The organism is Paenibacillus sp. FSL K6-2441, from assembly GCF_037964765.1.
In the GTDB taxonomy this organism is placed as follows: Bacteria; Bacillota; Bacilli; order Paenibacillales; family Paenibacillaceae; genus Fontibacillus; species Fontibacillus phoenicis.
In genome coordinates this window covers 1,649,619-1,676,335 of the sequence record NZ_CP150174.1, presented here as the reverse complement: position 1 = coordinate 1,676,335, position 26,717 = coordinate 1,649,619, and the positions used below count along the sequence as shown (strand labels likewise).

The window sequence follows — 26,717 nt, the reverse complement described above, 5'->3', positions numbered from 1 at the left end:
ACCTTTATTTTTCGTTTGGATTTAGATCAAAGCGGATGGCGCTTCTTTGCGAGAGGGATAAGCGGGAACAGATAACCCTAGATTGCCGCGTAATGTGGTGCTCTCATATTCCGTGCGAAACAATCCGCGCCGCTGTAGCTCCGGAATGACCAGTTCGACGATATCCCGAAATCCTTCCGGGAACGTAGGCGGCATGATGTTAAAGCCGTCCGCCCCTTCATTCAGGAACCATTCCTCCAGTTGGTCCGCGATCTGTCCCGGCGTGCCCACAATTTCCCGGTGCCCCCGTGCTCCCGCAATATGCTCATACACCTCGCGGATCGTAGTTAACCCTTCACGTTCGGCCAGCGCACGGATCAGATTGGAGCGAATCTGCGGATTCGTCTTGTCCTCTGACGCCGCAAATTCCGGCAGCGGTGCATCCACATCATAGCCCGTCAGATCCGTCCCGATGAAGTTGGATAAATACTCCAAGCCGACTTCAGGCAAAATGTAGCTGTTTAACTCCTTCCGCTTGGCGATCGCTTCCGCTTCCGTCTTCGCCACCGTAATGAACACCCCCGGCATGATCTTCAGATCGTCCGGTTTACGCCCATATTTCGCAAGGCGGCCCTTCACATCCCGATAGAACGTTTGGGCTTCCTCCAGCGTTTGCCATGCGGTGAAGATAACCTCTGCGGTTTTGGCCGCCAGATCTTTTCCCGCCTCCGACGATCCCGCTTGTACGATGACCGGATGCCCCTGCGGCGTCGAAGGTGCGTCAAGCAGCCCCTGAACTTTAAACCACTCGCCTTCAAAATCCAACGGGTGGAGCTTCTCTACGTCCAGGATTCGGCCGCCTTCCTTGTCAAGAACAATCGCTTCCCGTTCGATGGAGAGCCAGAGCTTCTTCACGACTTCCACAAACTCATCCGCCCGTTCATATCTGCGGGCATGCTCGAGATGCTTGGGCTTTCCGAACAGCAGTGATTCCCGCTCATTGGCAGAGGTGACGACATTCCAAGCCGCACGCCCCTTGGATAAGTGATCGATCGCCGCAAATTTGCGTGCCACTTGATAAGGTTCGTTATAGGTCGTCGTCAGCGTCGCGGTGAGGCCAATATGTTTCGTGACGGACGCGAGCGCTGCGAGAATAATCAGCGGATCCAGCTTGAGTGCCGAAGCGGCCTGGTTACCGGAAGGGCGCAAGCCAAGGACGTCGGCGAAGAAGATCATATCAAATTTCCCCCGCTCAGCTAACCGCGCCAAATCCTGCAAATACTCGAGGTCGAACGTACGGTGAGCCTCGGTTTGCGGATGCCGCCAGCTCGCCACATGATGCCCTGGCAAATTAAAGAAAGCTCCCAATTTCATTTGCTTGTTTGACATCGTTCACCACTCCTAGTTTTCCAATTTGTTTAGTCATATTTTGACTACAAGAAAAACGTCGATTGACGTTATTCCAAACCCTAAATCTCGCCAATTAACTGTTCGTCTGCGTATTCCATTTCGATAACTTGTGCTCCAAACTCACTAAACCGTAGTTAATGATCAGACCAAGCAAAGAGATGGCGAGAATCCCCGCATACATTTTAGGAATTTCGAAATTGTACTGCGAATACGTGATCAGATACCCAAGCCCTTCCTTCGCCCCGACCATCTCGGCGGCAATTAATACGAGAATCGCCCCCGTCCCCGCCATGCGGATACCGGTAAAAATCGTTGGCACGGAGGCCGGTAAAATCACCTTCAAAAACAGCTTGGAAGAGGATAACTTCATTGACTTGGCGGACTTGATGAGCAAGGGGTCAACGTTACCAACGGCCGCGATCGTATTCAGAAGGATCGGCCAGGCGCAAGCGAAAAGGACAATCGCGATTTTGGAAGTCTCCCCGATGCCGAGCAGCAGCATAAACACCGGAAGCAAGGCCAGCGCCGCGGTATTCCGGAACAGTTCAAGGATGGGATTCAGCAGTTCTCGGGCTACCGGATACCAGCCGATGATTAGTCCTAGCGGAATGGCCACAATCAGTGCTAACAGAAATCCGGACAGCGAACGGACAATACTCGCCGAAAAGTGTTGGAGCAATTCTCCCGAAGTAATCAAGTGAACCAGCGATCGGATCACATCAGTGAATGGCGGCAAAAATGCCGGATCCACCAGCCCCAACCGGGGTGCTGCTTCCCATAACAGAAACAAACCAATCAGAACAATCGATTGCCGTACCAATTTGCGCAGACCTGCAACAAGAGCCACTTTTATATTCCTTGCCGGCAGGCTTGCAGGGACGGACTTTGCGGTTTCCATTCGTACCCACTCCTTTTTCGTTTAGATATAAGCTCCTTGATACACCGGCTCGTGAAGCAAATTCCAGACTTCATGACGGATCTTTACGAAATCGGGATGAGAGCGAACATCCGCATCGTCGAGTCTCGATTTGAGCGGTACATCAACGATATGTCTTACCGTACCCGGGCCCGGTGTGAGAACGACAACGCGTTCCCCCAGATAAACGGCCTCATCAATCCCATGGGTGATAAAAATAATCGTCTTTTTCGTTTGCTCCCAGATTCTCAGCAATTCCCCCTGCAAAGATTCCCGCGTCTGAGCATCCAATGCTGCAAACGGTTCATCCATAAGCAGCACATCCGGGTTAAACGCGAGGCTGCGAGCGATGGCGACACGTTGCTTCATCCCGCCGGACAGCTCATGCGGATATCGGTCGCCGAAGGAAGCAAGCCCGACAAGGGAGAGGAAATGATCGGCTTGTTCCTTCCGTTCCTGCTTGGGTACCCCTTTGGCCTCCAATCCAAACTCGATGTTGCCCCGGGCCGTCTTCCAAGGAAATAAGGCATATTGCTGAAACACGATGCCGCGATCTAAGCCGGGACCTGTAATTTCCTCGCCGTCCATCAGAATTCTCCCGCGGGTCGGAGCGGACAACCCGCTGATCATATCCAGCAGCGTAGATTTTCCGCAACCGCTTGGCCCGACTAGCGTTAGAAATTCCCCTTCCCTGACGGTGAAGTTCAAATCTTTGACCGCCGTAAACAGTTGAGCTGCCCCGCTTTTTTTAGGGTCACGGACGGTGAAAGTTTTCGTCACGTTCTCGAACCTGATTTTTGCGTTGTCTGACATCCCATCTACCTCCCCACAGTTTTTTGGAACAAAAAAAGAGCCAGGTTATAAACCTGACTCCCCTTAGTCAATTAGGCCTAACTCTGAGCAATCCGTGCGGATGCTTACTGCGACAACCGCGACGCCAGCTCGTACAGTTCCATGTTAAACGGCTTCTTCGTGCTGACAACCTTCTCGATGTCGGTCAATACCATTTCGCCGCCGATCACGCCGCAGGCTTTGTTCGATTCGCCGGCAATGAGGCTGCGCACGGCGAAGTCACCGAGACGGCTGGCCAGGTTACGGTCAAACGGCGTTGGCGATCCGCCGCGTTGAATGTGACCAAGAACCGTCGCGCGCGGTTCAACGGAAGGTTGGCGCTGCTTAATCGCCTGCACAACGTCCTCGCCGCTGCCAACGCCTTCGGCTACGATCACGATGCTGTGGCGTTTCCCTTTTTCAAAGTTTTGCTTCATGCGGTCCGCTACTTCGTCCAGGTCAAACGGTACTTCCGGTACAAGGATCGTCTCCGCCCCCGCAGCCAAACCGGCATGCAGCGCGATATCGCCGCAATGACGGCCCATAACCTCAACGACGGAAGCCCGTTCGTGAGAGGACATCGTGTCGCGCAGCTTGTTGACCGCGTCCACGACGATGCTTACTGCGGTATCAAAACCGATGGTGTAGTCCGTAAAGGAGATGTCATTGTCGATCGTCCCCGGCAGTCCCATCGTCTTAATGCCCAGCTTGCTCAGCTTCTCTGCCCCTTGATAGGAGCCGTCGCCGCCGATGACGACAAGGCCGTCGATGCCGTGCTCACGCAAAATTTCCGCGCCGCGTTGTTGGCCTTCCGGTGTCTTGAACTCCAGGCAGCGTGCGGATTGAAGAATTGTCCCCCCGCGTTGAATGATATCGCCAACGCTGCGGATGTCCATTTGGAAAATGTCATTATTCAGCAAGCCTTGATAGCCGCGTTGAATCCCGTACACTTCCAGGCCGTAGTACAACCCGCTCCGGACAACGGCGCGTACAGCTGCGTTCATCCCCTGGGAGTCTCCTCCGCTGGTAAGCACTGCGATTTTTTTAACTGCTGACATGATAATTCCTCCTAATTCAGTTGTAAGTAAGTTAACAATGCACTAAATCTTAAAGATGCTTGCGAATCCACAGGCTGTTAGCGAAAAAGAACAACCGCATCAGCGGGCTCCGGCGCATCAACCGTTTGGATACCTCGCGGATTTCGTCCTGCTGGCTGACCTTCGGATCAGATAAATACAAGGCCAGCAGGCCTTCAATGATCATTTTATGAAACGAGGAAGCCGGCAGCTTCCGGATATCCTGCCGCGCTCCCTCGACGATCAACGTGATTCGGCTCAACATCGTTTCCTTGCTATCGTAGTAACTGCAAAAGTTCAAGTCCCCGCCAAGCTCATCCTCCGCTTGGTCAATCAAGTAGTCCAGCAGGATATGCAGCCCGCAGACATGCGGAAAATAAGCCGCGTGGATCGTTTGTGCGCTTCGTTCATCCAGCCCTTTGTGGCTAGACGCCAGGAACAACATAAACACCCCAAGGGTGGAGCCTGTCGCTGCCGCGAACTCATTCCATCGCAAATGCGGGGCACGGTGCTCGTGCTCAGCCCACCAGCTCAGCAGCTTCGCTTCGCGTTCCTGCGGATCGATGTGCTTGTACACCTGCAGGTCGGTATAAAGTCCTACAAGATCAACGATGTACGGCATGGCAGCCGGGTAACCCTGCAGCTCGGCAATTTGCGTCTGACAAGTCTTCACCAGCCGGTGCAAATAACCTCCATCGTCCTGCTCCTCGCGAAGGGCGTAGTAATTTCGCAGCTGTGCCGCTGGATTCACCGCGTCGAGCATGCTCTGGTGCAACAGCCGGAAATCCTCAGGATCCTTGGAGGTGCTTCGGTCGCATAAATTGTCCAAATAATCGCTGATCGTTTGAAACGCAACGATAAGCGGAATCAAGACGTGACGCATCGGTAAATTGGCGGCCGCATACACGGAACCGCCCTGGCAATGGAACTTCTTCGTCGCGATGCTGGCCAAAGCCTGTCGCCTTAGCTCAGGATCGGGAATCGCATCGGCATCCTTCCGCCAACGCTCCAACTCCTTATGGACATCCGGCAAAATAAATTTATAAACCCGACTCATCAGCCGGAGCGGCTCCTTCGGGAATTGGTTTCGGCTTTGCTCAAGTTCTATCAATGGCTTGCCTCCACTGCGTTGTTAATACGGCCTGTCTGAAAACCATTCTATATTATAATATGATCCAACTTTAAGCACAAATAAACAAAATCACATATGTCTTTTGGCCGAGGGCTCTTCCTGGACCGTACGGTACCAAATCAGCAAATCGTTGATCCGGCTGGCCAGCTCGGCAATCTCCCCATTCAGACGGCAGCTGCGCTCAAAGTCGGTCTCCTCGTTCATTTCGTTCAGCTTGTGCTCAATGGACTGTTCCAGCACCATCACTTTCGTTGGAATCCGGCCGCGGACTTCCTCCCAGTAGGCGATCATCGCCAGCCGTTCATCCAGCTCATATTCGTCAAAAGGGCGCTCCAGCATCGGCACATGGATATCCAGCCGCTCATCGTATACAAATCCTTCGATCATGGCGTTTCGCCTCCTTCTTAAGATTTAGTATAAAGGATTTTCGTCAATGAAAAGGAATTTTTATTGCCGCCGAACCTCTGGATTTCTGGTATACTTGCTAGCATAACGCAAAAAAATGATGTGACTGCAGAAACGGAGTACGTAAACCCCATGAATCGGAAAACCACGGCCCGCATGGATATCGCATGGCTGCGCGCCTTTACCTTTACAATATACGGAACAAGTGTCCTTGTTTCCTCCTACTTCCCGCTGTTTTACGCCCAGCTGGGATTTTCGACCAGCCAGATCGGCTTGCTGTACGCGCTGGGACCCATGATCTCCGTCGTCTCCAATTTGCTATGGAGTCTGGCCAGCGACCGTTATCAAACGATTAAGAAAGTCCTGCTCATCCTGTTGATCGGGCAAATTGCGCTGACGTTTCTTTTATCGGCGTCGACCTCGTTTTCTCTCATCATGGCGGTTATTACGTTGTTTTACTTTTTCTTCTATCCGGTCTTTCCGCTGTCGGATACAATCTCGATCACAACCGCCAAGCAGCATGGCATCCATTTCATCTCCATCCGGCTGTTTGGCTCGTTTGGATATGCTTTCTTTGCCTTGCTTATCGGTTACGTGCTCGCCCGGATCGGCTCCTCCAATACGATGTGGGTGTCGATTGCCATCGCCGGACTTGCACTCGGGTTCATCCTGTTCGTCAAGGACCAGCCAACAACCGTGGCGAAGATGGACCTGTCGGGCATATGGGGCATTCTGCGGCAAAAAGAGCTGCTATGGTTCTTTGGCTGCGTCTTCTGTCTGGCGATCGGCATGCGGATGAACGAAGCGTTTATCTCGATCAGCCTGAAGGAGCTGGGGGCTAACGAGAATCTGATCGGCTGGGCGATGCTGGCCTCGTCGCTGTCAGAAATCCCCGTATTCATCTACCTCAGCTTCCATGGGGAAAAATATAAAGAGCTGCCGCTCCTGCTGCTAGCCAGCCTGCTGTTCGCCGTCCGGTTCCTGCTGATGGGGCTGACGGGGTCGCCATACGGCATCCTCGCGATCCAGGCGATGCACGGCGTGACGTTTGGCATCTTCTATGTCACGGCTATCCGCATGCTCACCCGGCTGATCCCCGACGAATTTCGGGCAACGGGCATGGCCTTGTACACCATCGTCTGGTCGAGCCTCGCCGGACTGCTCAGCGGAACCTTCGGCGGCGTGATGTTTGAGCAGCTCGGCCGACAGCCGTTCTACCTGACGGCGATGGGAGCGGCGCTGGTCGCGTGCGTCGGGTTCGCCAGCCGTTATTTTCAGAAGGGGCCGGGAGAGAACACCCCCTCGAAATTCGAGCATAAAGCCTAATGAATCAAGGCGAAGTGCCGTCACGGCGCTTCGCCTCTTGTTTGTCTCTGTTCAAAGGACAAGTCTTCCTATATAATAGTTATTATCAGATGATAGTACCTGGTGTTAAATTTGATAAAGCAGGTGAAAACGCATGGATTTCGCTTTGTTTCGGGACATCCTTCAAACCCGCCGCAGTATCCGGGAATTTACCCAAGAGCCTGTCAGTGTCTCCGATATCAAGGATCTCATCGACTGCGCTCGCTATGCGCCCAGCGACACGAATTCGCAAACCTGGGAATTCATCGTCGTCATGAACGCAGATAAAATCAAGCAGATCGAGGATTTTACCTGGGAAAGCCTGCATGAAATCGCAGCACGCGCCACAGAACAGGGGAAGGATCGGGAAGCCAAGCTGCTTGTGAAATCGTTTGGTCCTTATGCTACCGCTTTTTCCGGCGCTCCGGCGTTAATCGTAGTTTTGTCTGCGCCGTACACCTCGAAGTTCCGTGAGCGAATTTTTGACCCGATCTCCTTCGTCACTCCTGAAATTTGGGACGAAGAAGGCCTCAAGAGCAGCTGTCTGGCCGCGCAGAACCTGATGCTGGCCGCGCATGCCAAAGGCCTCGCCACTTGTCCGATGACCGGTCCGGTACTGCTCGCGGAAGATAAGCTGCGCGAATTCCTCGACATTCCTGCCGATCGCGGAGTGAATATGGTGATCGCACTGGGCCATCCGGCGATCTCACCGAAGCCGGTGCCGCGGAAGGAAGTATCCGAGATTTTGCGGATCGTTGAGTAAAGTCCATACATGAAGAGGCTCTTTCCAGCAACATGTTGGAAACGAGCCTCTTTCTAATCTGGCTTAGGACAAGCGGCCGTAAGCCTTCAGCGTCTTCAAATTCTCTATGGTCAGCCAACCGCGCCATTCCTGCTCGCCCGCCGGGCTTACTGCCGGAAACGTGAGCGCCCAACCGCCATCCTCCTGCTGCGTGCTTATCAACCAATTCAAGTGCTTCTCGATGTCTTGCTCCGAGATGAGCTTCGCCGCGTAACTCTCCGGCGTTGGTGCGTAGTCCAGCACTTTATGGACGTACCCCTCCGCCAGCGGATCCCGCTCAATCCCGTTTGGTCCGGTCAGCCAGGCATCCAACCTGGATAGCGCCTTCGCCGCCCGCTCCTGATCTGGCACATGCTGCAGGAAGGAAATCCACTGAACCGCGTCATGATAATCCTCGGGAAGGCCTTGCTCTACACATCCCCACAGATAGGCGACATTATTTTGGAACCAATCCTCACGGAAAAAATCGGTGCGTTCCTGTTGCCCCAGCAGCATGCCGATGATGCTTCCCGTCGGGTTGATCGAGGGGCCCCCGTCCTGCTCGGTCGTCCACCACGGCGCATGCGGATATCGATTCACTTCCGTCGTTGCCCGCGGCAAGCCGCCTCCCGGCAGTGTCAAACTGCGCAGATAACGGATCACTCCGTCCAGCAGATCCGACCCGAATCCGCCCACCTCGCGAATCACCAGCAACGCCGTTTCGGTTGCCACCGGCTGGCTATGCGGACCGCGCATATCCGGCTCCAGCGCATGACCAAATCCGCCATCCCCGTTCTGGTACGGGCGAAGCGCGCGAAGCACCTCCTCCGCGCTCCCTCCTTCAAAGTGGTAAGCAAACCGCTTGCGATCCAACAGCCGGGCATGCGAATAAATAAAAGTACTGGCCCGTTCCAATACGTCCCGTTTTTTCATAAAATTCTCGTCCCCTTCGCCACTCAGGCTTCGAATACCCATTCAGGATTGAAGACAACCTCCCACAAATGCCCGTCGGGATCTTGAAAATATCCGGAGTACCCTCCCCAAAACGTATCGTGAGGCGGAACCACGATCTTAGCTCCAGCTGCTTTCGCTTGCCCCATCACTTGATCCACTTCCGCTTTGCTCGCCACATTATGACCCAGCGTAATTTCCGTTGGACTTGGGGCATGAAGCGTTAGACCAGTGTCATGGGCGATATCCGCCCGCTTCCACAGCGCCAGCTTCAGTCCCGCCTGCAAATCGAAGAAGGCAACCGCCCCGTGCTCGAACTCTTGACCTACGATCCCCTCCGTCGCCCAGCCAAGGCCATCTCGATAAAATTGCACCGCTCTTTCCAAATCCTCCACACCAATCGTTAACACCGACACTCTAGGTTTCATGCATTCACCCACCGTTCTTCTTCGAAATAAATAGGTCTAAGCTAAGCGTTCAAGTCGGCGGTATCAGCTTAAGTCCGGTACCGCTCGGCCAGCTCCAACGCGCGCTGATGCAGCTCCTCGCGCATCGCCTGGGGCTCGAGGACTTCCGCATCCCGGCCAAGACCAAAGAAATAGGAAACCGCCCAATCCCATTCCGAACCCGGCAGGGTGCAGTCGAGCTGCCACTCGGCCTTCTCCACCTGCTGCACCTCCTGACCAAAATGCGGATCCTGCTCCGCCAGCAGCGAACCGCGATACGTCAATTTCACGCGCAGCCGGAAATCCTCTCTCCCGGTTGCCGCCCGGGGAGGAGTCCCTTTGGCGGCCTCTCCCCTTCCGGCACCCGCACCCGGTGGGGGAGACGTCTCGGCCGCCTCGACGAAGCGATCGACGCGGAACGTTCGCTTCTCCCCATGCTCCAGCGACTCGGCTTCGCAGTACCAGAAGCCATGCGCGGCGTACACGCGCAGCGGCTTCAACGTCAGCTGCCGGCGATAATTCAGCGAGCGGTACTCTGCTCGGATCCACTTCCCGCCGGCAGCATATGCCATCAAGGCGCTGAGGAACGGCGCCTTGATGCCGCGCTCCGGCACCTCCATTTCCACGTGCCGGAGCAATGGAGCAATTTGCCCTAGCATTTGCTCGGGCAAAGCGGAGCGGATCTTGTCGGCGACAGTCCTTTTCGCCTCGCGAAAGGGGCTGTCGGCGTATTTGCCGATGCCGTCCAAAGCCAGCAGGACGGTCAGCGCCTCGCCGGCGTCAAGCTGCAGCGGAGGCAGCCGAAAGCCGTCCATGAGGCGGTAGCCGCCGCCCGGTCCTGGAAGCGCAACCAAAGGAATGCCGATTTCCGCCAAAGCCTGCATATCGCGAAGCACCGTCCGCTTGGACACCTCCAGCTTGTCCGCCAAGGATTGTGCGGTCTCCGGGCGCTGCTGCAAGGCTATCACAATCGCCATCATCCGGTCCATTCGCTTCATCGCGTTTGGTTCCCCTCCCGTTAACATCACTATAGCAGAGTAATGGTGACAACAGATTGTCACCAATTAATTTTATTCTATCTATGTATACAAAAAAACACAGCCCTATAAAGAGCTGTGCCTTTCATTATCGCGCTTAGTACCAAACTTTATAAGTGATCCGCTAATACGGAAGTGATCTTATAATTTGATTACGTTAGCAGCTTGAGGACCACGGTTGCCGTCAGTAATTTCGAACTCAACGGCTTGGCCTTCTTCTAGAGTTTTGAAACCTTCGCCTTGAATAGCGGAGAAGTGTACGAATACGTCTTCGCCACCTTCAACTTGGATGAAGCCATAGCCTTTTTCTGCGTTAAACCATTTAACTGTACCTTTCAAATGAACAACCTCCTAAAAATAATCGCCATCATTGACGAATACCCATATTATACTCTATGCCCACCGACAATGCAACGTGTCAGTTCGCCCATAACTTTTCGCGCCAAAAACCGCCGCCAGAATCGTATGGTTTCATTTGCTTTCCTCGGGGGCGTGAGTTATCATTTTACATAAAATATTCCCAATATCCCGCGGGTTTCATACCTGTGGTGCAAAGCCAAAGATTGGAGAACGTCAGAGATGATCAAAAAACACGAAATATACAAAAAAGACAAATGGAATATGATGACGGTAGAGGTTCAAGGCAGATACATCGTTCTCCGCGAAATTTCCGACCAATGGGGCGAGGAATCGCATACGTTCCTCAGCCGCCCTGCCATGATGGATTGGGTGAAGCGCCGGTTCCCAAAAGAGGAATATGCCGGCAACGAGGCGGAATGGAATGAAATTATGAACGCGTTTAAGCAGGTGTAGCCCGCCGTCCAATCTCGTACGAAACGGAGCATTGATTTTGATGGACACTTCCAATCTCTTGATCTTCATCATTTGCGCTTTTGCGCTGGGCGTCGTGGTCATCCTGAACAAGGATCGGCTGGAGCCGCGTCTAAGGCGCAGTCTGGCCTTGGCCTCCGTCGTGCTAATTGCACTGGCGTTTGGGCTGATGATCTACAGCTTCCTTGCTTGATCCCCTATATTTCCCGCAGCAGGCGGCCATACTAGGAAAATGCCCAAAGCGAACCGGACCCTAAGGTACGAAAATCGCGTTGGGCTCCCGACATCCATAAGGGAGGTTTTCTTGGTATGCGACCTAAGCGCATCTCACGTGCGATTCCCCTGTTGCTCACCGGCGCCCTGCTAGCTGCCGCATTCCCTGGCAGTGCTGCGATGGGCCAGCCGGCATCATCATTTTACCCAGTCCAAAGGAGGATTCCGATGAGCACCGTAATGAAACGTTCTGAAGTACCGAAGGAGCACACATGGCAGCTCCAGGATTTATTCCCTGATCAAGCCGCTTGGGACAAATCGTATAACGACCTCAAGGCGCTGAAAGACAAAGCCGCCGAATTCGAAGGCAAACTCACGGATGCACAACATATCAAAGCCGTTTTCGAGCTGGAAGATGAACTCTCTTTGCAAATTGAGCGGCTTTACGTATACGCCCATCTTCATCACGATGAGGATACGACCAACCCTACATATCAAGCCCTTGTGCAAAAAGCGAAAAAGTTAAGCGTTGAAGTCAGCGAGGCCTTGTCTTTTATTACGCCGGAAATTTTGGCCCTGCCGGAGCAGGAGCTCGACAAGTTGATCAACGACCCTGTGCTGGCGGATTACAAGTTCACCTTGCAGGAAATCAAACGCGAAAAGGCGCATGTCCTGAGCAAAACGGAAGAAGCGCTGCTGGCCCAAGTAGGCAATTTGTCGCAGGCGCCTCAGCAAATTTTTGGCATGATTAACAATGCCGATATGAAATTCCCGAAAATCAAAGACGAAAACGGGAACGAAGTGGATTTAACCCACGGCAGCTACATCCAGTTCCTGGAGAACCCCAACCGCGAAGTACGCGAGCGGGCATTCAAAGCCGTCTACGAAACCTATCGGAAGCAGAAGAATACCATCGCCGCTACACTGAGCGCGAACGTGAACAAGAACATGTTCTACTCGCGGGTCCGCAAATATCCTTCCGTGCTGGAAATGTCCCTATATGGCGACAACATTCCGAAGGAAGTGTATACGAACCTGATCGACGCGGTGCATGAGAGCTTGCCGCTCCTGCAACGTTACATGAAGCTGCGCAAGAAGCTGCTGGGCGTTGACGAACTGCATATGTACGATTTGTTCGCTCCACTCGTTGAGGAATATAAGTGGGAAATCCCTTATGAAGACGCTAAGAAAATGGTCGAGGAAGGGCTGAAGCCGCTGGGCGAGGAATACCTGAAGGTCCTGCGTGAAGGCTTCGAAAACCGCTGGATCGACGTGTACGAGAACGAAGGTAAACGCACCGGCGCTTATAGCTGGGGCGCTTACGGCACCCATCCTTACGTGCTGCTGAACCATAAGGACAATCTGAACAGCATGTTCACCTTGGCGCATGAGATGGGGCACGCGTTGCATTCCTATTTTTCGGATGAAGCCCTGAAGTACCGTGATGCCCAATATACTATCTTCCTGGCTGAGGTCGCCTCGACGACCAACGAAGCGTTGCTGATGGATTATCTGCTCAAGAAATCCACCGATCCGAAGCAGAAGCTGTACCTGCTGACCTACTACGCCGACCAGTTCCGGACGACGTTGTTCCGGCAAACGATGTTCGCCGAATTTGAGAAGCTCATCCATGAGCGCGCGGAAGCCGGCGAATCGCTCACACCGCAGGAGCTGTCGGAAATTTATTACGACTTGAATGTGAAATACCATGGCAAAGACATGGTCGTTGACCAGGATATCGAAATGGAATGGGCACGGATCCCTCATTTCTATACGAGCTTCTACGTCTACAAATACGCTACCGGCTTCTCTGCAGCGACCAGCTTCTCGAAGCAAATTCTTGAGGAAGGCAAACCGGCGGTTGACCGTTACCTCGGCTTCCTAAAGAGCGGCGGCAGCGACTATTCGATTAACATTCTGAAGAAAGCCGGGGTCGACATGTCCTCGCCGCAGCCGATCCGTGAAGCGATGAGCGTGTTCGAGAACGTGATCGAGCAAATGGAACAGTTGACGAGTTAACATGTCCTGGGCCATAGCGACTACAAAATCCCTTGCTCCAAGCGGACAAGGGATTTTATACTGTCCTAGAAGGAGGTGTACCCTCATGAAAATCCAATGGTCCCTAATTCTGGCTTTGTTCTTTGCCTTGATTACCGCCGTATTTGCGGTGATTAACGTCGATCCGGTGCAGGTCAATTTGCTGTTTGGCTCCGTCAGCCTTCCGTTGATTTTGCTGATCCTTGGCAGTACGCTGCTTGGCGGTATTATCGTCGGGGCGTTTGGCATTTACCGCGGTTACCGGCTGCAGCGTGAAGTCAAAGGCTTGCATGCCAAGCTTGTACATATCCAGGAGGCTACCGGCTATGTTTTCCCGGAACCGGAGAAGCCAGAGCGCGGCAAGAAGAAGAAATCTGCCGGCAATGAAGCTGAAGCTGAAGCTGGAGCGGGAGCCGAATCGGCGGAGGAGGACTCCCCCATCCAGCCTTAACGCGTAATGAAGAGTCCGACCTAACCCATAAAGGAGGTTTCCCATGAATATCCAACCGAATGAAACCTATATTTTAAATTTGCTCAAATCCTTGCTGGACACCCCAAGCCCAAGCGGGTTTACACACAATGTCATGACGTTCATCGGGCGTGAGGCCGAAGCCTTGGGTGTACCTTGCAGCTTTAATGAAAAAGGTGGAGCGATCCTGACCGTGCCTGGCCGCGATTCGTCGCGGCGCATTGCACTCAGCGGCCACGTTGACACGTTAGGCGCCATGGTGCGCGCCATCCGTTCGAACGGTACGCTGGCAATCACCTCCGTTGGCGGGTTCATGATGAACAGTATCGAGAACGAATACTGCCAAATTCACACCCGCAGCGGCCGAGTATATACCGGCACGATTCTGTCGACCCATCCTTCCGTTCACGTCTACAGCGATGCCCGCGATTTCAAACGTGAGGAGAAGAACATGGAGGTCCGGATCGACGAGGTTGTGGAAAGTAAAGAGGACGTGCTGAAGCTTGGGATCGGGGTCGGCGACTTCATTTCGTTTGATGCCCGCGCCGTGATCACGCCAAGCGGATTCATTAAATCTCGCCACCTGGACGACAAAGCCAGCGTAGCGGCCATGTTCGGGCTGATCGAATCGATCCGCCGTGAAGGCTGGACGCCGAGACATGATCTGGTGTTCCTCATCTCCAACTACGAGGAAGTGGGGCACGGCGCCTCCTGGATTCCGGACGGCGTGAACGAAATGATCGCCGTTGACATGGGCGCTATGGGCGATGATCTGAGCTGCAAAGAGACCGATGTCTCGATTTGCGCGAAAGACTCCAGCGGCCCTTATGACTACGAGATGACCACCCGGCTGATCGAGCTTGCCAAGGGCCTTGGCATCCCGCATGCGGTTGATATTTATCCGTATTACGGCTCCGATGCCTCGGCTGCCCTGCGCGGCGGCCACAATATCCGCGCTGCGCTGATCGGACCGGGCGTGCACGCCTCGCACGCCATGGAGCGGACACATAAACTGGCGGTCATTAATACGACCCGCCTGCTAGCCGCTTATGTTGCCGATTAAGGGGCAACGCTGGGGAATCGCCATGGCTTCGGTCATGGCGATTTTTCTCGTCATCCTGCTGATGATCGGTTGGGGCAGCCGCTACCTGCTCCCCCGCCATTATGAATATCATGAGACTACCGCAGCAAACGGCGTCAAACTGCATGCCTTAGTTGTAGATCCGGAGCGCATTGAACTGCGGGCGGCGGATCAGCGGCTGGGACGTTACCGCGTATATGGGATGAACGGCGGATTCTTTTACAACGAAGCCGTATTGTCGCTGGCGGTGAACAACGATCAGCCGGTCCAAGGCACGGCCGGCGCCTACGGGTCCGGGTGGTTCAACGCTAAATACGCCCGCGGCACGCTCGTGTGGGACGGCGCCACGGGCAGCTTCTCGGTGCAAGTGGTATCCGCCGCAAGCGAGCTGGCCGTTACGGACCGCACCCGCTATTTTGCCCAAGGCGGCGTCAGCATGAAGCTGCCGGATGACGCCGGATGGCGGGCTGCGGCGGTGGAGGCTGAGCACCTGCCGAATCCCGATGAGAACCGGCTCCGCTCCGGTCTCGCGTATGACGCGAACGGCCAGCTGTGGCTGATCGTCACCCCCACCCGCTGCACCGCCGAAGCGTTCCGCACCGCCGTCAAGGCGGCGTTAGCCGACGGCCAGCTCGTCGACGGCATCTTCCTCGACGGCGACGGCTCCGCGCAGCTGAACGCCGCCGAAACCAAGCTAAACGGCGATTCCCGGGATTTGCGGCAGATGATTGTGATTCGGTAAAAGAAAAAACGCCTGTTCGTTAAACTTAACGAATAGGCGTTAACTCTAATAGTCTCTTATGTAAGTTTTTTATGCGCCACCATTTTGAACATAAGTAGTGTAAGCAGGTTGATCTAAGTGAATCGCGCTAGGAGCAGTAAAAACTAAAGAAAAAAGTACCGCTAAAATAACAACGACTTTAGATTTCATAAACCTCGTTTCACCTCACTTACAATATTCTTAAAATTCTGACAGATCTCTACTGAAGCCATGTGCCTATGAAGTTCAAATAATATCATAAAATCTAGAAGGCCTTCCTTATTATTTATTATAACTGAATTCTCAAGGCCTTGCAGCAAATAATTAAACCCCAGTCTGTAATCTTTTTTACGTAGATAGTAATTGGTAAGATCATACAAAAATTGATTGTAACTATTAGGTAGAACCTGGTCTTTATATAAGTCATTCGTTTGTTTACGATTGATATATACCTCAATTTCCGACTTAAATTGATCTAGAATATGATCTACATTAATATGGTATCGGTTCGCAGCATACATCACATTCGAAATCGAATGTATGAATTCATCAGGGTTTTCTACCATAAACTCTACGTATTCAGGTAGATATTCGATTTCACCGCTCTTGAGTCGATTGACACAGATGTTGGCCCTCGACCATTTTTGGAATAAACTTAACCAATGCTTGGTATCCTCATCCGTTTCTCGTACCCAGCTCAAATCAGCATATTGATAAGTGTACTCCAACGCTTTAGCATAATCTTCTCTACCATCATACACTTCTGCACATAATAGTTTAGCATAAACAATGTATACAAACATCGGTCTGCTAAGCCGACGTTGCATTTCGTAAAATTCCTTTTCTGAGCGTCTGTTGCTGAAATAGAGGAGGCGTGCCTTGCGTTCCATCTCGAGAGCTAGAACCTCAAGCCGGTCCCACTCACGAAGCGAGCGGTACAGGTTAGCCAAGTCCTTTAATGCGTCCAACTGCGTAACCTCATCCAGCCGATCTACGTAGGGTTCAAATTGGTAAGCAATTTTGAGATTGTGAGCCTGGTCCGACCCAATCCGAATCTTAAACAGCCGATACTGGCATAAAGCTAACCGCTCAGAATGTTGCTTTGTTTCGCTCATGGCCACATTTTCATACAGAATCTCCGCAGCACCATATAATCCCTTCTCATAAAACTCCTCGGCCAGCTCGAATAAGGACGTAGAGTACGTCAAATTATCCAACAACATGCATATCGTTCTGCGAATGCAATCCAGCTTGTTCAATTCAGCACATTTCCGAAGGAAAGGGGCCACTCTCCGCCAATCTGGATTTCTCTCTTGGAGATAATCGTTAATATAATGCTCATAATAATGCCCCATGGGTAAGCCCATGACCTCTGAAATCCGATCCAAATGATCGATGGTCAAGGTACGGTTACCGTTTAAAATATAACTTAACGTACCCGCATTAATATTTAACTTTGCCGAGAATTGACTTAAACTTAGCTCATTTTCTTTCATAAAGGAGTGAACTTCCGCCAGAATCGTAGCTGTACTCATTGGCTTTCTCACCACGCATTCTTTAGATAAAATGAGTTTGGAATTATATGTATGAAATAAATATATCTTCTTTTTATACTGCGGTCAATTTTGCATTTAATAGGAAGTAAAAAAATCCTTACTCTCCCTGTTTAAGAGATGGCAAGGATTTTCTAATTCTATGAAGTTATCCTAGTTGGCGTAAAAATAGCCCTTGTTTCCTTTAAATCTTAGCGCGTATTACCCTAACTTACTTTTAAAAACTCTACTCGCAAAGAAATATGCGATAACCGTGATGCCTACACACCAGGCAAGCGCGATCCAGATCTCATTCCCAACCGTCCCCTTGTACAGCAAGGCACGAACGGCATCGACAATGGAGGTAACAGGCTGGTTCTCAGCGAACGCGCGGATCACTTTTGGCATGGTTTCGGTGGGAACAAAAGCCGAACTAATAAACGGCAGAAAAATCAGCGGGTACGAGTAGGCCGTCGCCCCTTCCATCGATTTGGCCGTCAAGCCAGGAATAATGGAAAGCCAGGTTAACGCCAGTGTGAACAGACCTAGTATCCCAGCTACCGCAAGCCACTTCAGAAGAGAGGCGCTGGAGCGGAAGCCCATCAAGAGGGCGACCAAGAACACCACCACGAGCGTTAACGCATTGGAAAAGAGCGAGGTCAGCACATGCGCCCACAATACCGACGAGCGCTTGATCGGCATGGTGATGAAGCGCGACATCAGTCCGCTTTTGATATCATTAAACAGCCGCAGCGAGGTGTACGCGACGCCGGAAGCGATCGCCATCAACAGGATTCCCGGCAGCAGATAATTCACGTAGTTGTCCGTACCTGACTCAATGGCGCCGCCAAATACGTAGACGAACAACAGCATCATCATGATGGGCGTAATCGCCACCGTAATGATCGTATCCGGACTGCGCAAAATGTTGCGCATCAAATTTTCATTTTATATGAAAAATCGAACAGAATTCTCCCGTTTTGGGGATTTCGACGAAATGTATATGAAATTTCATATAGATTTCGGCTTCCGAAGGACAAATCCCTCAATTCTATATGAAAAATCGAATAGAATACGGGTTATCGCCGCAAAAGGGAACAATTGTATGCGAAAAATCGAATACAATGTTGTTGCTCTCATTGCTGTACCTGCCGCAAGTGTAACATCCAATGCTGAATTGCATCGCCGCATCCCGAAAAAGTTGCAACCACCCTCACCCGTTCCGCTGGGCTTCGATCTTCTCCGCCAGCTCGTTCAGATACGTCCAGCGCTCCATCAGCCGGTCCAGCTCGGCCTCCGCTTCCTGCTGCTGTTGCATCAGCTCCTGCAGGCGAACGGCATCGCTCGCCGCAGCTTCCATTTCCTCGGAAATAGCGGCAAGACGTTGCTCGGCTGCTTCGATGGTCGCGTCGATCGTTTCGAACTCCCGCTGCTCGTTATAGCTGAACTTCAGCTTCTCGCCACGCCCTGAATTGCGGTTGCCAGTGTTGGCTTGGGAGGCTGAATCTCTGGCAGCCGCTGAGTCCGAAGAACCTGCCTTCCGCGAGCCCGAAGCCGCTGAACTACCTTCGCTCCCTTTACCCGCGCCATTCGCACCGCTCTCCTGCGTCCGTTCCTCGTAATCGCTATAGTCGCCCACATGTACAGCAACGACTCCGCCGCCCTCAAACGCCATAATCTTGTCCACGGTCCGATCGAGGAAATACCGGTCATGGGAGACAACAAAGACGGCGCCGGGGAACTCATCCAAATACGCCTCCAGCACGGTCAACGTCTGGATATCGAGATCGTTAGTTGGTTCGTCCAGCAGCAAAACGTTAGGCGCTCCCATCAGCACACGCAGCAGATACAGTCGCCGCTTCTCACCGCCCGACAGCTTGCCGATCGGCGTCCATTGCATCTCCGGCGGGAACAGGAACCGCTCCAGCATTTGCGATGCGGTAATCCGCGAGCCGTCCGCCGTCGTCACAACCTCCGCTGCTTCCTTGATATATTCGATCACCCGTTGCTGACTGTCCATTTCCCGATGCTCCTGAGTAAAATAACCCAGCTTCACCGTCTGGCCCAGCACAATATGGCCGGCATCCGGTTCGATTCGACCGGCGATCATGTTCAGCAGCGTCGATTTCCCGCTGCCGTTAGGCCCCACGATGCCCACGCGGTCGCCCGGGACCGCCGTGTAGGTCAGATCCCTGATGAGCAGCCGACCTTCAATTGATTTACGCAGCCCTTCGATCTCCAAAATTTTGCGCCCCAATCGAGTTGAAGCCACCGAGATTTCGAGGTTGTCGCTTTTGTATTCCGTCTTGGCCGCTTGCAGCTTCTCAAACCGTTCGATCCGCGCCTTCTGCTTGGTCGAACGTGCCTTGGCTCCGCGGCGAATCCAAGCGAGCTCACCCCGCAGCAGATTTTGCCGCTTCTGTTCGGAGGCGGCTTCACGCTCCTCACGCTCGCTCTTGAGCTCCAGGAAACGGCTGTAATTCGCCTCGTAGCGGAACAACCGGCCGTGATCGAGCTCCAGCATCACATTGCAGACGCGGTCCAGAAAATAACGGTCATGCGTAATCAGGAGCAACGCCCCGCGCCGTTTCTGGAGATACGTCTCCAACCAAGCGACGGATTCATTGTCGATGTGGTTGGTGGGCTCGTCCATAATCAATAGCTCCGATGGGAGAATTAACGCTGAGGCGAGCGCAACGCGCTTCCGCTGACCCCCGGACAAGCTGCCCATATTCTGGGTAAAATCGGTGATGCCCAGCTTGGACAAGACGCTTTTGGCCTCGCTGACCAGGGTCCATGTCTGCAGTCGGTCCATCTCCTGGGACAGCCGCGCCAGTTCCGCTTGCCGCCCCGCATCCCCCGGTTCCCGTTCGATCGCTTCCTCTGCCTCCATATAAGCAGACACCAATTGGAGCTCAGGCCCGCCGCCTTGGAACACGCCGCGCAACACGGAGATGTCCGGATCATAGTCGGGATTTTGCGCCAGAAACGTCACGCGGACGTCCCGGTTGATGGCGACTTTGCCGGAATCGGCTTGTTCCAGACCGGCGATGACCTTCAGGAACGTGGATTTGCCCGTTCCGTTGACGCCGATGATGCCGATTTTATCGTTTTCGTCCATGCCAAAGGAAGCGTCCTGAAACAACACTTTCTCCCCATAGGTTTTGGTCAGATGCTCCACCGTTAATATGTTCATGCTCGAATCCCTACTTTATCCTATCATCCCGATTCCCCAAGCCAGCAAACCCGCCGCCAGGGAACTGAGTAAATTCACCATATCATTATCCATCCAGCGAAAACCTCGCAGCACCACGGTCTCCTGACCGCAATGCGTCGCCACCTCAACCTCTTTGCCGCAAACGACGCAGCGATGCATATATTGAACCGTCGCGCCCAGCCAGGAGTCGGCAAAAGCCCCGGCCAAGCCGGAAATCCCGCCGATCAGCCCCCATTTCACCAGCGCAAGCAACGCGGAACCTACTCCGGCATAAGTGTCATCTCCGGTCCACATGCGCAGCAGCCATGCAGCCCCGCCGATGCATACGGCCCCGGCCAGCGCCGCCGTGCTACCCAGCATCGTCACCCCGCCCGATGTTCCCGGAGGAACCCGGCGGCCGTTCAGAATCGAACGCGGCACGCTTTTGCTAAGGCCGCCCCATTCCGTTGCCCACGTGTCCGCCGTTACTGCGGCCATCGTGCCTACGAAGAAGTAGGCCCACGCCGGATCCGGCCAAAACAGGTTGCCAAGGCAAGCTAGCATCCCCAGTCCGCCGTTCGCCAGCACCTGCCCCGCGTCCCGGCGGCCGCTCTTGGCATACGATTTTTCTAGCTCCGCCTTACGATCCCCGCGAAAATGCGAAAAGACCGACGAGCTGACGAAAAATAGCAGCAAGATCCCAAACCAGAACAAGTTGCCGGCCCCGTAGTATACGGTTCCCATGATCCATGCGGCCAGCATGCCGGAGAGCGATAACGATCGCTTCTTATAGGCGGCTGCAGACACGATTAGGGCGCAAAGCGCCCCAATAATCCAATCCATCATCATTTTGCCGAAGGACCGACAGCCACTGTGCAGCTGCCAAGCACTTTATCGCCGTAGGACAGCTCCAGCTTGTCCCCTTGATATACCGGGCCTACCCCTTCAGGCGTTCCGGTGAAAATCAAATCGCCTTCGCCCAGCCCATAATGCTCAGCGATATAATCAACGATTTGCTGCAGCGGGAAAATCATCCGGCTGATATTGCCGCGCTGCACAATCTCCCCATTCTTCCGCAGCACAAAATCTTCATTTGCCGTCTCCACCGCGCCGGGGAAAGCGATGTATGGCGTGATTGGCGCCGATTGCAGGAAGCCTTTGGCCGGCGTCCACGGATTGCCCTTGTCTTTGACGATGTTCTGCACGTCGCGCAGCGTGAAGTCGATCCCAAACGCGATCACATCCACCAATTCGTCGACCGTCATCCCCGGCTTATAATCGCGGGCGATACGCAGCACCAGCTCAGCTTCATAATGCACCGAGCCCCGGTCCGCCGGAAGCTCCAGCCCCCTGCCGTCCATGGCGGTCACCGCATGGGACGGTTTCAGGAAGATCATCGGCTCAGTAGGCACCTCATTGCCAAGCTCCTCGGCATGTGCCCGGTAATTTCGGCCTACGCAATACACATTAGCGATTAATTTGTTCATCGTCATCTTCTCCTCCAGGGGATTGTGATTTCCCAATCGAATTTTTCACTTTCCCGTTACCGATCGCTTGGCGCCAGACATCCGGCCGGTTCGTGCATAGCAGGATTTCAGGATGCATCGCCGCCACCTTCCGCAGCGACTTCACATCATCCATCGTCCAAGCCATCACCTCAATGCCGTGTTTAAACGCTTTGGCAGCCATCTCTGCGGTTAATGCGCGATAATAAATCGATAAGAACGAACAGTGCAACAGCTTCAGCCGCAGCAGCAAATCTTTGGGCTGCCGGTCGATGATCAGACCCGTGCGGATCCCCCGGCCGATCTCCTTGATCTTCGCCAGTATCCGTGGTTCAAACGAAGTCAGTACAACCTCGTGCTCCATATGCCGCCGTTTGACCGCAGCGACCACCTTTTCCTCCAGCCCCGGGTACATATTCCCTTCGGTCTTGATTTCCAGATTAACCCGCAGTCGTCCGGCAACGGCATCCAAAAATTCATCAAGGCTTGGCAGCCGTTCCCCACGGTAGGCCTTGGATTTCCAGCTCCCGGCATCCAGCGTTTGCAGCTCCGCCCAGGTTTTATCCTTGACCGGTCCCTTTCCGTTTGTCGTGCGGTTCAGCGTAAAATCATGAATCAGCAAAGGCACGCCGTCCTTTGAACATTGTACATCAACTTCGATCCAGTGGACATCCTCCTGCTCCATGGCGAGCTGGACCGCAGCCATCGTGTTCTCCGGGGCAATTCCAGAGAAACCGCGATGGGCAACGCATGGGTTACGCATGCTCTCGCCTCCTTCTTATCGGAAACGAACCTTCCACTTATGTCCGGTCATCCGCTGACAGCGAAGTACCGGATTCTTGAATCCGCCCGGTCTTCGAGGCGCTCACATCTCCGTCCTCCGAGATCCGTACCCCCGGCGAGAAGCCTTCGATTTCTTTCAACAGTTTATTTCCGTCCTCGGCGCTCATCGGCACGGGCTGGCCCAGTTCTGTACGAAACGGGATCAGCTTGAGATCGCAATCCCCGTCGCGTGTGCAGGAAGCGGCAAACACTGCAGTTTCCCACGTCTTCGGATCCTTTGATTTCGTAAAAATAAAGTTACCCGTACTGTATGCAATCCATTTGCCTTTGTATTGCTCCAGCCCTTGCATCACATGCGGATGACCGCCGATGACCAGATCCGCCCCGGCATCAATGAAGGCGTGCGCCAGCTCTTGCTGGTGCTTCTCCAGTTTGGTCGTCCGCTCCTTGCCCCAGTGGGCGATCACGAACACAAGATCTGAGTTCTTGCGGGCCGCCTTAATGGCGTTCAGCGCAGCTTCCGGCGCATACACGGAGGCTACCCCCGGTTTGTTTGCTCCAGCGACCCACCCTGGCTCCGGGACGACCCGGCTAAAGCCAAACAGGGCGATCTTGATTCCTCTACGTTCGAGATAAACCGGAGCGTACGCTTCCTTGCTGTTCTTGCCAGCCCCGACATACATCACGTTTTGCTGCCGCAGAGCTTTCATCGTATCCAGGAGACCGGGAACGCCTTGGTCCAACACATGGTTATTCGCCAAATTCACCGCGTCCACGCCGGCCTGAACCATCGGTTCAATCGCCTTTGGCGGCGACTTAAACACATAGGTTTTATCCTCCGCCGGCTCCCCGCCGGTCGTCACAGGCGTCTCTAAATTCAGTACGCTTAAATCGTCGTTCTGGAACAATCCCCGCACGTACTCATACGGGAGCTCGTATCCCGCTTTCTCTAACCGCTCCTCCACTTTGCCGGAGAACATCGTATCCCCTGCAAAATGAACCAACAGCCGAGCCGCATCGCCGCCTGCCTCGCTTAAGTCTGCACCAGCATTGGATGGCAAATTCGTTGCTCCATCTTCATCCTCGTTACCTGTATCGGTGTTATTTTCTCCGGATGAGTTCTCACCTGTATTCGTTGGATTCTGCTCGCTCTCGTCTTCCGTTTCCGTCGACGCAGCATCGCGATCATCCGGCTGCACAATCGGCGTCTCTCCGGTCGTCGGATCGCCAACATCCGATCCGGTGTCGCTCCATGCGCCTGGCAGCTGCTGCTCCGTTCCCGAGTCCAATCCAGCCTGCCCGGTGCGTTCCTCCAAATAAAAGTAAGCTCCCAGCACGAAAATTAAAGTGATGAGAGTCAAGTTTAACGTCAGCCAAATCCGGTTTTGACGCCGCTTTTTTTCCTGCTGTTTCTTCTTGTATTTTTCCGATCTTGATGGGTACATTACGGACTCCTTTTTGCATAGATCTATCGTTACGATGGAAGGCGCTGTCTCCATTCCTTCGTGCTTAAAAGCCGACCGTTTGATTTTATTATATCAGGTCTCCGGAAATAAATAGAACCCCTCGCCTATTTTGCGGGCAAGGGGTCAGGAAGTCCTATGTCAGGCCGTTTAGCCGGCCTTTGGCTTAAGCTTGAGCGACCTTCAGCTGGTCTGCCATCTGCTCCGCCAGCTCCTTCGCTTGCTTGATACAGTCGGGCAGGCCAACGCCGTAAAATGCCGCCCCCGTCGCATATACGCCAGGCAGCTTCTCCTCCAGTTGGCTGCGCAGCTCAGCAACCTGCTGCAGATGGCCCACCGGATACTGCGGCATCGATTTTGGCAGGCGGGTAATTTCTGTGAACAACGGCCGGGCCGTGATGTTCATCAGCCGCTTCAAATCGCCGAGCACCAGCTCCAGCAGTTCCTCGTCAGGCAAAAACGTTTTCTCCTCGTCGCCGGAACGGCCAACGTAGCAGCGCAGCAGCATTTTGTCTTCCGGGCTCGTGTGCAGCCATTTGATGCCGGTCCACGTGCAGGCGGTGATGTTCATGCCTTCCTTGCGCGGCACGAGGAAGCCTGAGCCGTCGAACTGGCCGGTGACATCCTTGCGATCAAAAGCCATGACAACGTTAGCCACGGACACGTAGTTCACTGCGTCCAGCGCGGCCACATCCACATGCGGCCGCAGCAGCTCGGCGGCGGCAAACGCCGGCACCGTAACGATCACGTCATCCGCCGGGAGCGATTCGCCTGAGGCGAGTACGACCTCGTACGCGTCAGTTCCGGTGCGGCGAATTTCCACCACCTCGGTCCGCAAGCGGCAGTCCACATCCGACAGCGACTCGACCAGGCCGTTGACCAAGGTCTTCAGCCCTTTGCGGAACGTGAGGAAGGCGCTGCGTTTTGTGCCGGTGTGCGTCTCCGTGGGCTTCTTGCCGGACATCATGCCTTTAATCAGGCTGCCGTATGCCCGTTCCACCTCGCCAAACTGCGGGAAGGTCGATTGCAGGCTGAGGTTGTAAGTGTCGCCCGCATAAATGCCGGCGAGCAGCGGCTCGGTGATGTTTTGCAGCACCTCGGCACCCAGCCGGCGCTCGATAAATGCGCCAAGCGACTCATCCTCTTCGCTTTGCCGTGCCGGCATCACGAGGTCCAACATCGCCCGGGCTTTACCGCTCCAAGAGACAAGACCGCTGCGCAAGAACGGTCCCAGCTCGGTCGGGATGCCAAGCACCAGCCCCGAAGGCATCGGATGCAGCTTCCCTTCGCTGACGATGTACGTCTTCTTAGCCTCTGGGTTCATCGACACGAGCTCGCCTTCCAGCCCCAGCTCCTTCGCCAGGTCAATCATGGCCGTCTTGCGGGCCAGGAAGGAATCCGGACCTTTCTCGATCACGAAATCGTCCTTCTCCAACGTTTCAATTTTGCCGCCGAGGGTGTTCCCCTTTTCCAGCAGCGTAATTTGCGGGGTCACGCCCCGTTCTTTGTAGAATTTACGAACGTAAAAGGCCGCAGACAGACCGGTCAGCCCCCCGCCGATAACGACCACTTGACGTGAAGAATCACGCATGCCCTCTCATCTCTTTTCCCAAGATTTGATAATGACGTCGCTGAGCGCTTCCATATACAAAGGTTCGGTGTTCAGCGATTCGATCCGCTCCAGCCGCATATCCAGCTCTTTGGCGATCGTTTTGGCTTCGATGTCCAGATCGTACAGCACTTCCAGATGGTCCGACACGAAGCCGACCGGAGCGACCAGGACGTCCTCTACCTGCTCCTCGCTTAATTCCTTCAGCGTGTCCAAAATATCCGGCCCGAGCCACGGATCGGCGGTACGCCCGGCACTTTGCCACGTAAACTGCCAGTTCTTCACGCCGGCTTTCTCGGCGACGGCTTGGGAGGTCTCCAGCAATTGATCCCGGTAAGGATCGCCCATTTGCAGGATTTTCTCCGGCAGGCTGTGGGCGCTGAACAGCACTTTCACCTCATCCCGCAATGCGCCGGCTTCCTCGAACTGGTCCAGCTTGGCGGACACACGCTGGGCAAAAGCCTCGATCAGCTTCGGATGCAAATGATAGCTCTCCACGAAGCGTGCCGACACTCCCAGCTCCTCCGCTTTTGCTTGCGCCCGCTTGATATACCCGCCGATGCTCATTACGGAATAATGCGGTGCGAGCACGATGCCAATCGCCTCACGGATGCCGTCCTTCGCCATCTGCTCTACACCATCTTCAATAAACGGATAAGCATGCTTTAATCCTTGATAGCAGATGAATTCGACGTCCATGTCCGCAGACATCCGGTTCAACGTTTCCTGCAAAGCAGCGACCTGCTTATCGGTATTGGCACGCAGCGGGAACACTCCGCCTACAATCGCCTCATACCGGCTGACCAGTTCCTGAAGTTGTTCCGCGGTTGGGGGATGTCCACGCCGAATATGCGTATAATACGCCTCGACCTGGTCCAAGCTCTGCGGCGTGCCGTAAGACATCACCAAAACTCCGATTTTTGTTTTCAC

Annotated in this window: 27 protein-coding genes; 8 read left to right on the top strand and 19 right to left on the bottom strand. The window is 53.9% G+C overall.

Annotated elements, in window-relative coordinates:
- Positions 1 to 21 precede the first annotated feature (21 nt).
- The 6 genes from NSQ80_RS07425 to NSQ80_RS07400 all read right to left on the bottom strand — a co-directional run bounded on the left by NSQ80_RS07425 (position 22) and on the right by NSQ80_RS07400 (position 5,731).
- On the bottom strand, positions 22 to 1,368 hold the full coding sequence (locus tag NSQ80_RS07425) for an LLM class flavin-dependent oxidoreductase (protein ID WP_260070044.1): 1,347 nt from the start codon (positions 1,366 to 1,368) through the stop codon (positions 22 to 24).
- A gap of 94 nt (positions 1,369 to 1,462) precedes the next feature.
- A complete protein-coding gene (locus NSQ80_RS07420; RefSeq protein WP_009222778.1) occupies positions 1,463 to 2,287 on the bottom strand; it encodes an ABC transporter permease in 825 nt (274 codons plus the stop codon).
- A 21-nt stretch (positions 2,288 to 2,308) separates the two neighbouring features.
- Complete coding sequence (locus NSQ80_RS07415) at positions 2,309 to 3,118, bottom strand: ABC transporter ATP-binding protein (protein WP_260070042.1); 810 nt, start codon at positions 3,116 to 3,118, stop codon at positions 2,309 to 2,311.
- Between the two features lie 104 nt (positions 3,119 to 3,222).
- A complete protein-coding gene (gene pfkA / locus NSQ80_RS07410; protein WP_009222776.1) occupies positions 3,223 to 4,194 on the bottom strand; it encodes a 6-phosphofructokinase in 972 nt (323 codons plus the stop codon).
- A 49-nt stretch (positions 4,195 to 4,243) separates the two neighbouring features.
- The gene (locus NSQ80_RS07405) at positions 4,244 to 5,323 is read right to left on the bottom strand and encodes a tetraprenyl-beta-curcumene synthase family protein (RefSeq protein ID WP_339301967.1); all 1,080 of its coding nucleotides are present in this window, start codon (positions 5,321 to 5,323) and stop codon (positions 4,244 to 4,246) included.
- A 90-nt stretch (positions 5,324 to 5,413) separates the two neighbouring features.
- Positions 5,414 to 5,731, bottom strand: coding sequence for a hypothetical protein (locus NSQ80_RS07400; protein WP_323076249.1), 318 nt, complete (start codon positions 5,729 to 5,731; stop codon positions 5,414 to 5,416).
- A 150-nt stretch (positions 5,732 to 5,881) separates the two neighbouring features.
- On the opposite strand from NSQ80_RS07400, the gene NSQ80_RS07395 reads away from it, so the two are divergent.
- Positions 5,882 to 7,075 carry an MFS transporter gene (locus tag NSQ80_RS07395; RefSeq protein WP_260070039.1) on the top strand — a complete coding sequence of 398 codons (1,194 nt, stop codon included), beginning with the start codon at positions 5,882 to 5,884 and terminating at the stop codon, positions 7,073 to 7,075.
- Between the two features lie 133 nt (positions 7,076 to 7,208).
- Positions 7,209 to 7,856: a nitroreductase family protein gene (locus NSQ80_RS07390; protein ID WP_339301966.1), complete on the top strand. Its 648-nt coding sequence runs from the start codon at positions 7,209 to 7,211 to the stop codon at positions 7,854 to 7,856.
- Positions 7,857 to 7,919: 63 nt separating this feature from the next.
- On the opposite strand, the gene NSQ80_RS07385 is transcribed toward NSQ80_RS07390, so the two are convergent.
- From NSQ80_RS07385 to NSQ80_RS07370, 4 genes are all read right to left on the bottom strand, one after another.
- Positions 7,920 to 8,807 carry a prenyltransferase/squalene oxidase repeat-containing protein gene (locus NSQ80_RS07385; protein WP_036643681.1) on the bottom strand — a complete coding sequence of 296 codons (888 nt, stop codon included), beginning with the start codon at positions 8,805 to 8,807 and terminating at the stop codon, positions 7,920 to 7,922.
- A 23-nt stretch (positions 8,808 to 8,830) separates the two neighbouring features.
- A complete protein-coding gene (locus NSQ80_RS07380) occupies positions 8,831 to 9,253 on the bottom strand; it encodes a VOC family protein (protein ID WP_339301965.1) in 423 nt (140 codons plus the stop codon).
- A 68-nt stretch (positions 9,254 to 9,321) separates the two neighbouring features.
- A complete protein-coding gene (locus tag NSQ80_RS07375; RefSeq protein ID WP_339301964.1) occupies positions 9,322 to 10,269 on the bottom strand; it encodes a WYL domain-containing protein in 948 nt (315 codons plus the stop codon).
- Positions 10,270 to 10,449: 180 nt separating this feature from the next.
- Entirely contained in the window at positions 10,450 to 10,647 is a 198-nt protein-coding gene (locus NSQ80_RS07370; RefSeq protein WP_009222768.1) for a cold shock domain-containing protein, read from the bottom strand.
- Between the two features lie 240 nt (positions 10,648 to 10,887).
- Here NSQ80_RS07370 and NSQ80_RS07365 point away from each other — a divergent pair, with 240 nt between their 5' ends.
- From NSQ80_RS07365 to NSQ80_RS07340, 6 genes are all read left to right on the top strand, one after another.
- A complete protein-coding gene (locus NSQ80_RS07365; protein ID WP_009222767.1) occupies positions 10,888 to 11,121 on the top strand; it encodes a hypothetical protein in 234 nt (77 codons plus the stop codon).
- A gap of 40 nt (positions 11,122 to 11,161) precedes the next feature.
- On the top strand, positions 11,162 to 11,332 hold the full coding sequence (locus tag NSQ80_RS07360; protein ID WP_009222766.1) for a hypothetical protein: 171 nt from the start codon (positions 11,162 to 11,164) through the stop codon (positions 11,330 to 11,332).
- Positions 11,333 to 11,580: 248 nt separating this feature from the next.
- Complete coding sequence (pepF, locus tag NSQ80_RS07355) at positions 11,581 to 13,371, top strand: oligoendopeptidase F (protein WP_323076245.1); 1,791 nt, start codon at positions 11,581 to 11,583, stop codon at positions 13,369 to 13,371.
- Positions 13,372 to 13,456: 85 nt separating this feature from the next.
- Positions 13,457 to 13,840 (top strand): lipopolysaccharide assembly protein LapA domain-containing protein, encoded by a 384-nt coding sequence (locus tag NSQ80_RS07350; RefSeq protein WP_050769656.1) that lies wholly within the window; start codon positions 13,457 to 13,459, stop codon positions 13,838 to 13,840.
- Between the two features lie 43 nt (positions 13,841 to 13,883).
- The gene (locus NSQ80_RS07345) at positions 13,884 to 14,921 is read left to right on the top strand and encodes a M42 family metallopeptidase (RefSeq protein WP_260070034.1); all 1,038 of its coding nucleotides are present in this window, start codon (positions 13,884 to 13,886) and stop codon (positions 14,919 to 14,921) included.
- A gap of 22 nt (positions 14,922 to 14,943) precedes the next feature.
- Entirely contained in the window at positions 14,944 to 15,681 is a 738-nt protein-coding gene (locus tag NSQ80_RS07340) for a hypothetical protein (protein WP_339301963.1), read from the top strand.
- Between the two features lie 185 nt (positions 15,682 to 15,866).
- On the opposite strand, the gene NSQ80_RS07335 is transcribed toward NSQ80_RS07340, so the two are convergent.
- The 9 genes from NSQ80_RS07335 to hemH all read right to left on the bottom strand — a co-directional run bounded on the left by NSQ80_RS07335 (position 15,867) and on the right by hemH (position 26,717).
- A complete protein-coding gene (locus NSQ80_RS07335) occupies positions 15,867 to 17,234 on the bottom strand; it encodes a helix-turn-helix transcriptional regulator (RefSeq protein WP_260070032.1) in 1,368 nt (455 codons plus the stop codon).
- 219 nt (positions 17,235 to 17,453) lie between these two features.
- Positions 17,454 to 18,167 (bottom strand): ABC transporter permease, encoded by a 714-nt coding sequence (locus NSQ80_RS07330; RefSeq protein WP_339301962.1) that lies wholly within the window; start codon positions 18,165 to 18,167, stop codon positions 17,454 to 17,456.
- 277 nt (positions 18,168 to 18,444) lie between these two features.
- Positions 18,445 to 20,427, bottom strand: a complete 1,983-nt coding sequence (locus NSQ80_RS07325; protein WP_339301961.1) for an ABC-F family ATP-binding cassette domain-containing protein — start codon at positions 20,425 to 20,427, stop codon at positions 18,445 to 18,447.
- Between the two features lie 15 nt (positions 20,428 to 20,442).
- Positions 20,443 to 21,270 (bottom strand): DUF92 domain-containing protein, encoded by an 828-nt coding sequence (locus NSQ80_RS07320; RefSeq protein ID WP_339301960.1) that lies wholly within the window; start codon positions 21,268 to 21,270, stop codon positions 20,443 to 20,445.
- A 2-nt stretch (positions 21,271 to 21,272) separates the two neighbouring features.
- Positions 21,273 to 21,914, bottom strand: a complete 642-nt coding sequence (locus tag NSQ80_RS07315; RefSeq protein ID WP_260070029.1) for a fumarylacetoacetate hydrolase family protein — start codon at positions 21,912 to 21,914, stop codon at positions 21,273 to 21,275.
- Positions 21,895 to 22,695, bottom strand: coding sequence for a glycerophosphodiester phosphodiesterase family protein (locus tag NSQ80_RS07310; protein WP_339301959.1), 801 nt, complete (start codon positions 22,693 to 22,695; stop codon positions 21,895 to 21,897). Before NSQ80_RS07310 ends, NSQ80_RS07315 begins: the two co-directional genes overlap by 20 nt.
- Positions 22,696 to 22,732: 37 nt before the next feature.
- Entirely contained in the window at positions 22,733 to 24,160 is a 1,428-nt protein-coding gene (locus tag NSQ80_RS07305) for a CapA family protein (RefSeq protein ID WP_339301958.1), read from the bottom strand.
- A 184-nt stretch (positions 24,161 to 24,344) separates the two neighbouring features.
- On the bottom strand, positions 24,345 to 25,769 hold the full coding sequence (gene hemY, locus NSQ80_RS07300; RefSeq protein ID WP_260070026.1) for a protoporphyrinogen oxidase: 1,425 nt from the start codon (positions 25,767 to 25,769) through the stop codon (positions 24,345 to 24,347).
- A gap of 6 nt (positions 25,770 to 25,775) precedes the next feature.
- On the bottom strand, positions 25,776 to 26,717 hold the full coding sequence (gene hemH, locus NSQ80_RS07295) for a ferrochelatase (protein ID WP_009222753.1): 942 nt from the start codon (positions 26,715 to 26,717) through the stop codon (positions 25,776 to 25,778).

Excerpts from the sequence above, each read along its gene's own strand:
- NSQ80_RS07425 (WP_260070044.1), bottom strand. The coding sequence starts at position 1,368 with ATGTCAAACAAGCAAATGAAATTGGGAGCTTTCTTTAATTTGCCAGGG.
- NSQ80_RS07420 (WP_009222778.1), bottom strand. The coding sequence starts at position 2,287 with ATGGAAACCGCAAAGTCCGTCCCTGCAAGCCTGCCGGCAAGGAATATA.
- NSQ80_RS07415 (WP_260070042.1), bottom strand. The coding sequence starts at position 3,118 with ATGTCAGACAACGCAAAAATCAGGTTCGAGAACGTGACGAAAACTTTC.
- pfkA (WP_009222776.1), bottom strand. The coding sequence starts at position 4,194 with ATGTCAGCAGTTAAAAAAATCGCAGTGCTTACCAGCGGAGGAGACTCC.
- NSQ80_RS07400 (WP_323076249.1), bottom strand. The coding sequence starts at position 5,731 with ATGATCGAAGGATTTGTATACGATGAGCGGCTGGATATCCATGTGCCG.
- NSQ80_RS07395 (WP_260070039.1), top strand. The coding sequence starts at position 5,882 with ATGAATCGGAAAACCACGGCCCGCATGGATATCGCATGGCTGCGCGCC.
- NSQ80_RS07390 (WP_339301966.1), top strand. The coding sequence starts at position 7,209 with ATGGATTTCGCTTTGTTTCGGGACATCCTTCAAACCCGCCGCAGTATC.
- NSQ80_RS07385 (WP_036643681.1), bottom strand. The coding sequence starts at position 8,807 with ATGAAAAAACGGGACGTATTGGAACGGGCCAGTACTTTTATTTATTCG.
- NSQ80_RS07380 (WP_339301965.1), bottom strand. The coding sequence starts at position 9,253 with ATGAAACCTAGAGTGTCGGTGTTAACGATTGGTGTGGAGGATTTGGAA.
- NSQ80_RS07375 (WP_339301964.1), bottom strand. The coding sequence starts at position 10,269 with ATGAAGCGAATGGACCGGATGATGGCGATTGTGATAGCCTTGCAGCAG.
- NSQ80_RS07365 (WP_009222767.1), top strand. The coding sequence starts at position 10,888 with ATGATCAAAAAACACGAAATATACAAAAAAGACAAATGGAATATGATG.
- NSQ80_RS07360 (WP_009222766.1), top strand. The coding sequence starts at position 11,162 with ATGGACACTTCCAATCTCTTGATCTTCATCATTTGCGCTTTTGCGCTG.
- pepF (WP_323076245.1), top strand. The coding sequence starts at position 11,581 with ATGAGCACCGTAATGAAACGTTCTGAAGTACCGAAGGAGCACACATGG.
- NSQ80_RS07350 (WP_050769656.1), top strand. The coding sequence starts at position 13,457 with ATGAAAATCCAATGGTCCCTAATTCTGGCTTTGTTCTTTGCCTTGATT.
- NSQ80_RS07345 (WP_260070034.1), top strand. The coding sequence starts at position 13,884 with ATGAATATCCAACCGAATGAAACCTATATTTTAAATTTGCTCAAATCC.
- NSQ80_RS07340 (WP_339301963.1), top strand. The coding sequence starts at position 14,944 with ATGGCTTCGGTCATGGCGATTTTTCTCGTCATCCTGCTGATGATCGGT.
- NSQ80_RS07335 (WP_260070032.1), bottom strand. The coding sequence starts at position 17,234 with ATGAGTACAGCTACGATTCTGGCGGAAGTTCACTCCTTTATGAAAGAA.
- NSQ80_RS07330 (WP_339301962.1), bottom strand. The coding sequence starts at position 18,167 with ATGCGCAACATTTTGCGCAGTCCGGATACGATCATTACGGTGGCGATT.
- NSQ80_RS07325 (WP_339301961.1), bottom strand. The coding sequence starts at position 20,427 with ATGAACATATTAACGGTGGAGCATCTGACCAAAACCTATGGGGAGAAA.
- NSQ80_RS07320 (WP_339301960.1), bottom strand. The coding sequence starts at position 21,270 with ATGGATTGGATTATTGGGGCGCTTTGCGCCCTAATCGTGTCTGCAGCC.
- NSQ80_RS07315 (WP_260070029.1), bottom strand. The coding sequence starts at position 21,914 with ATGAACAAATTAATCGCTAATGTGTATTGCGTAGGCCGAAATTACCGG.
- NSQ80_RS07310 (WP_339301959.1), bottom strand. The coding sequence starts at position 22,695 with ATGCGTAACCCATGCGTTGCCCATCGCGGTTTCTCTGGAATTGCCCCG.
- NSQ80_RS07305 (WP_339301958.1), bottom strand. The coding sequence starts at position 24,160 with ATGTACCCATCAAGATCGGAAAAATACAAGAAGAAACAGCAGGAAAAA.
- hemY (WP_260070026.1), bottom strand. The coding sequence starts at position 25,769 with ATGCGTGATTCTTCACGTCAAGTGGTCGTTATCGGCGGGGGGCTGACC.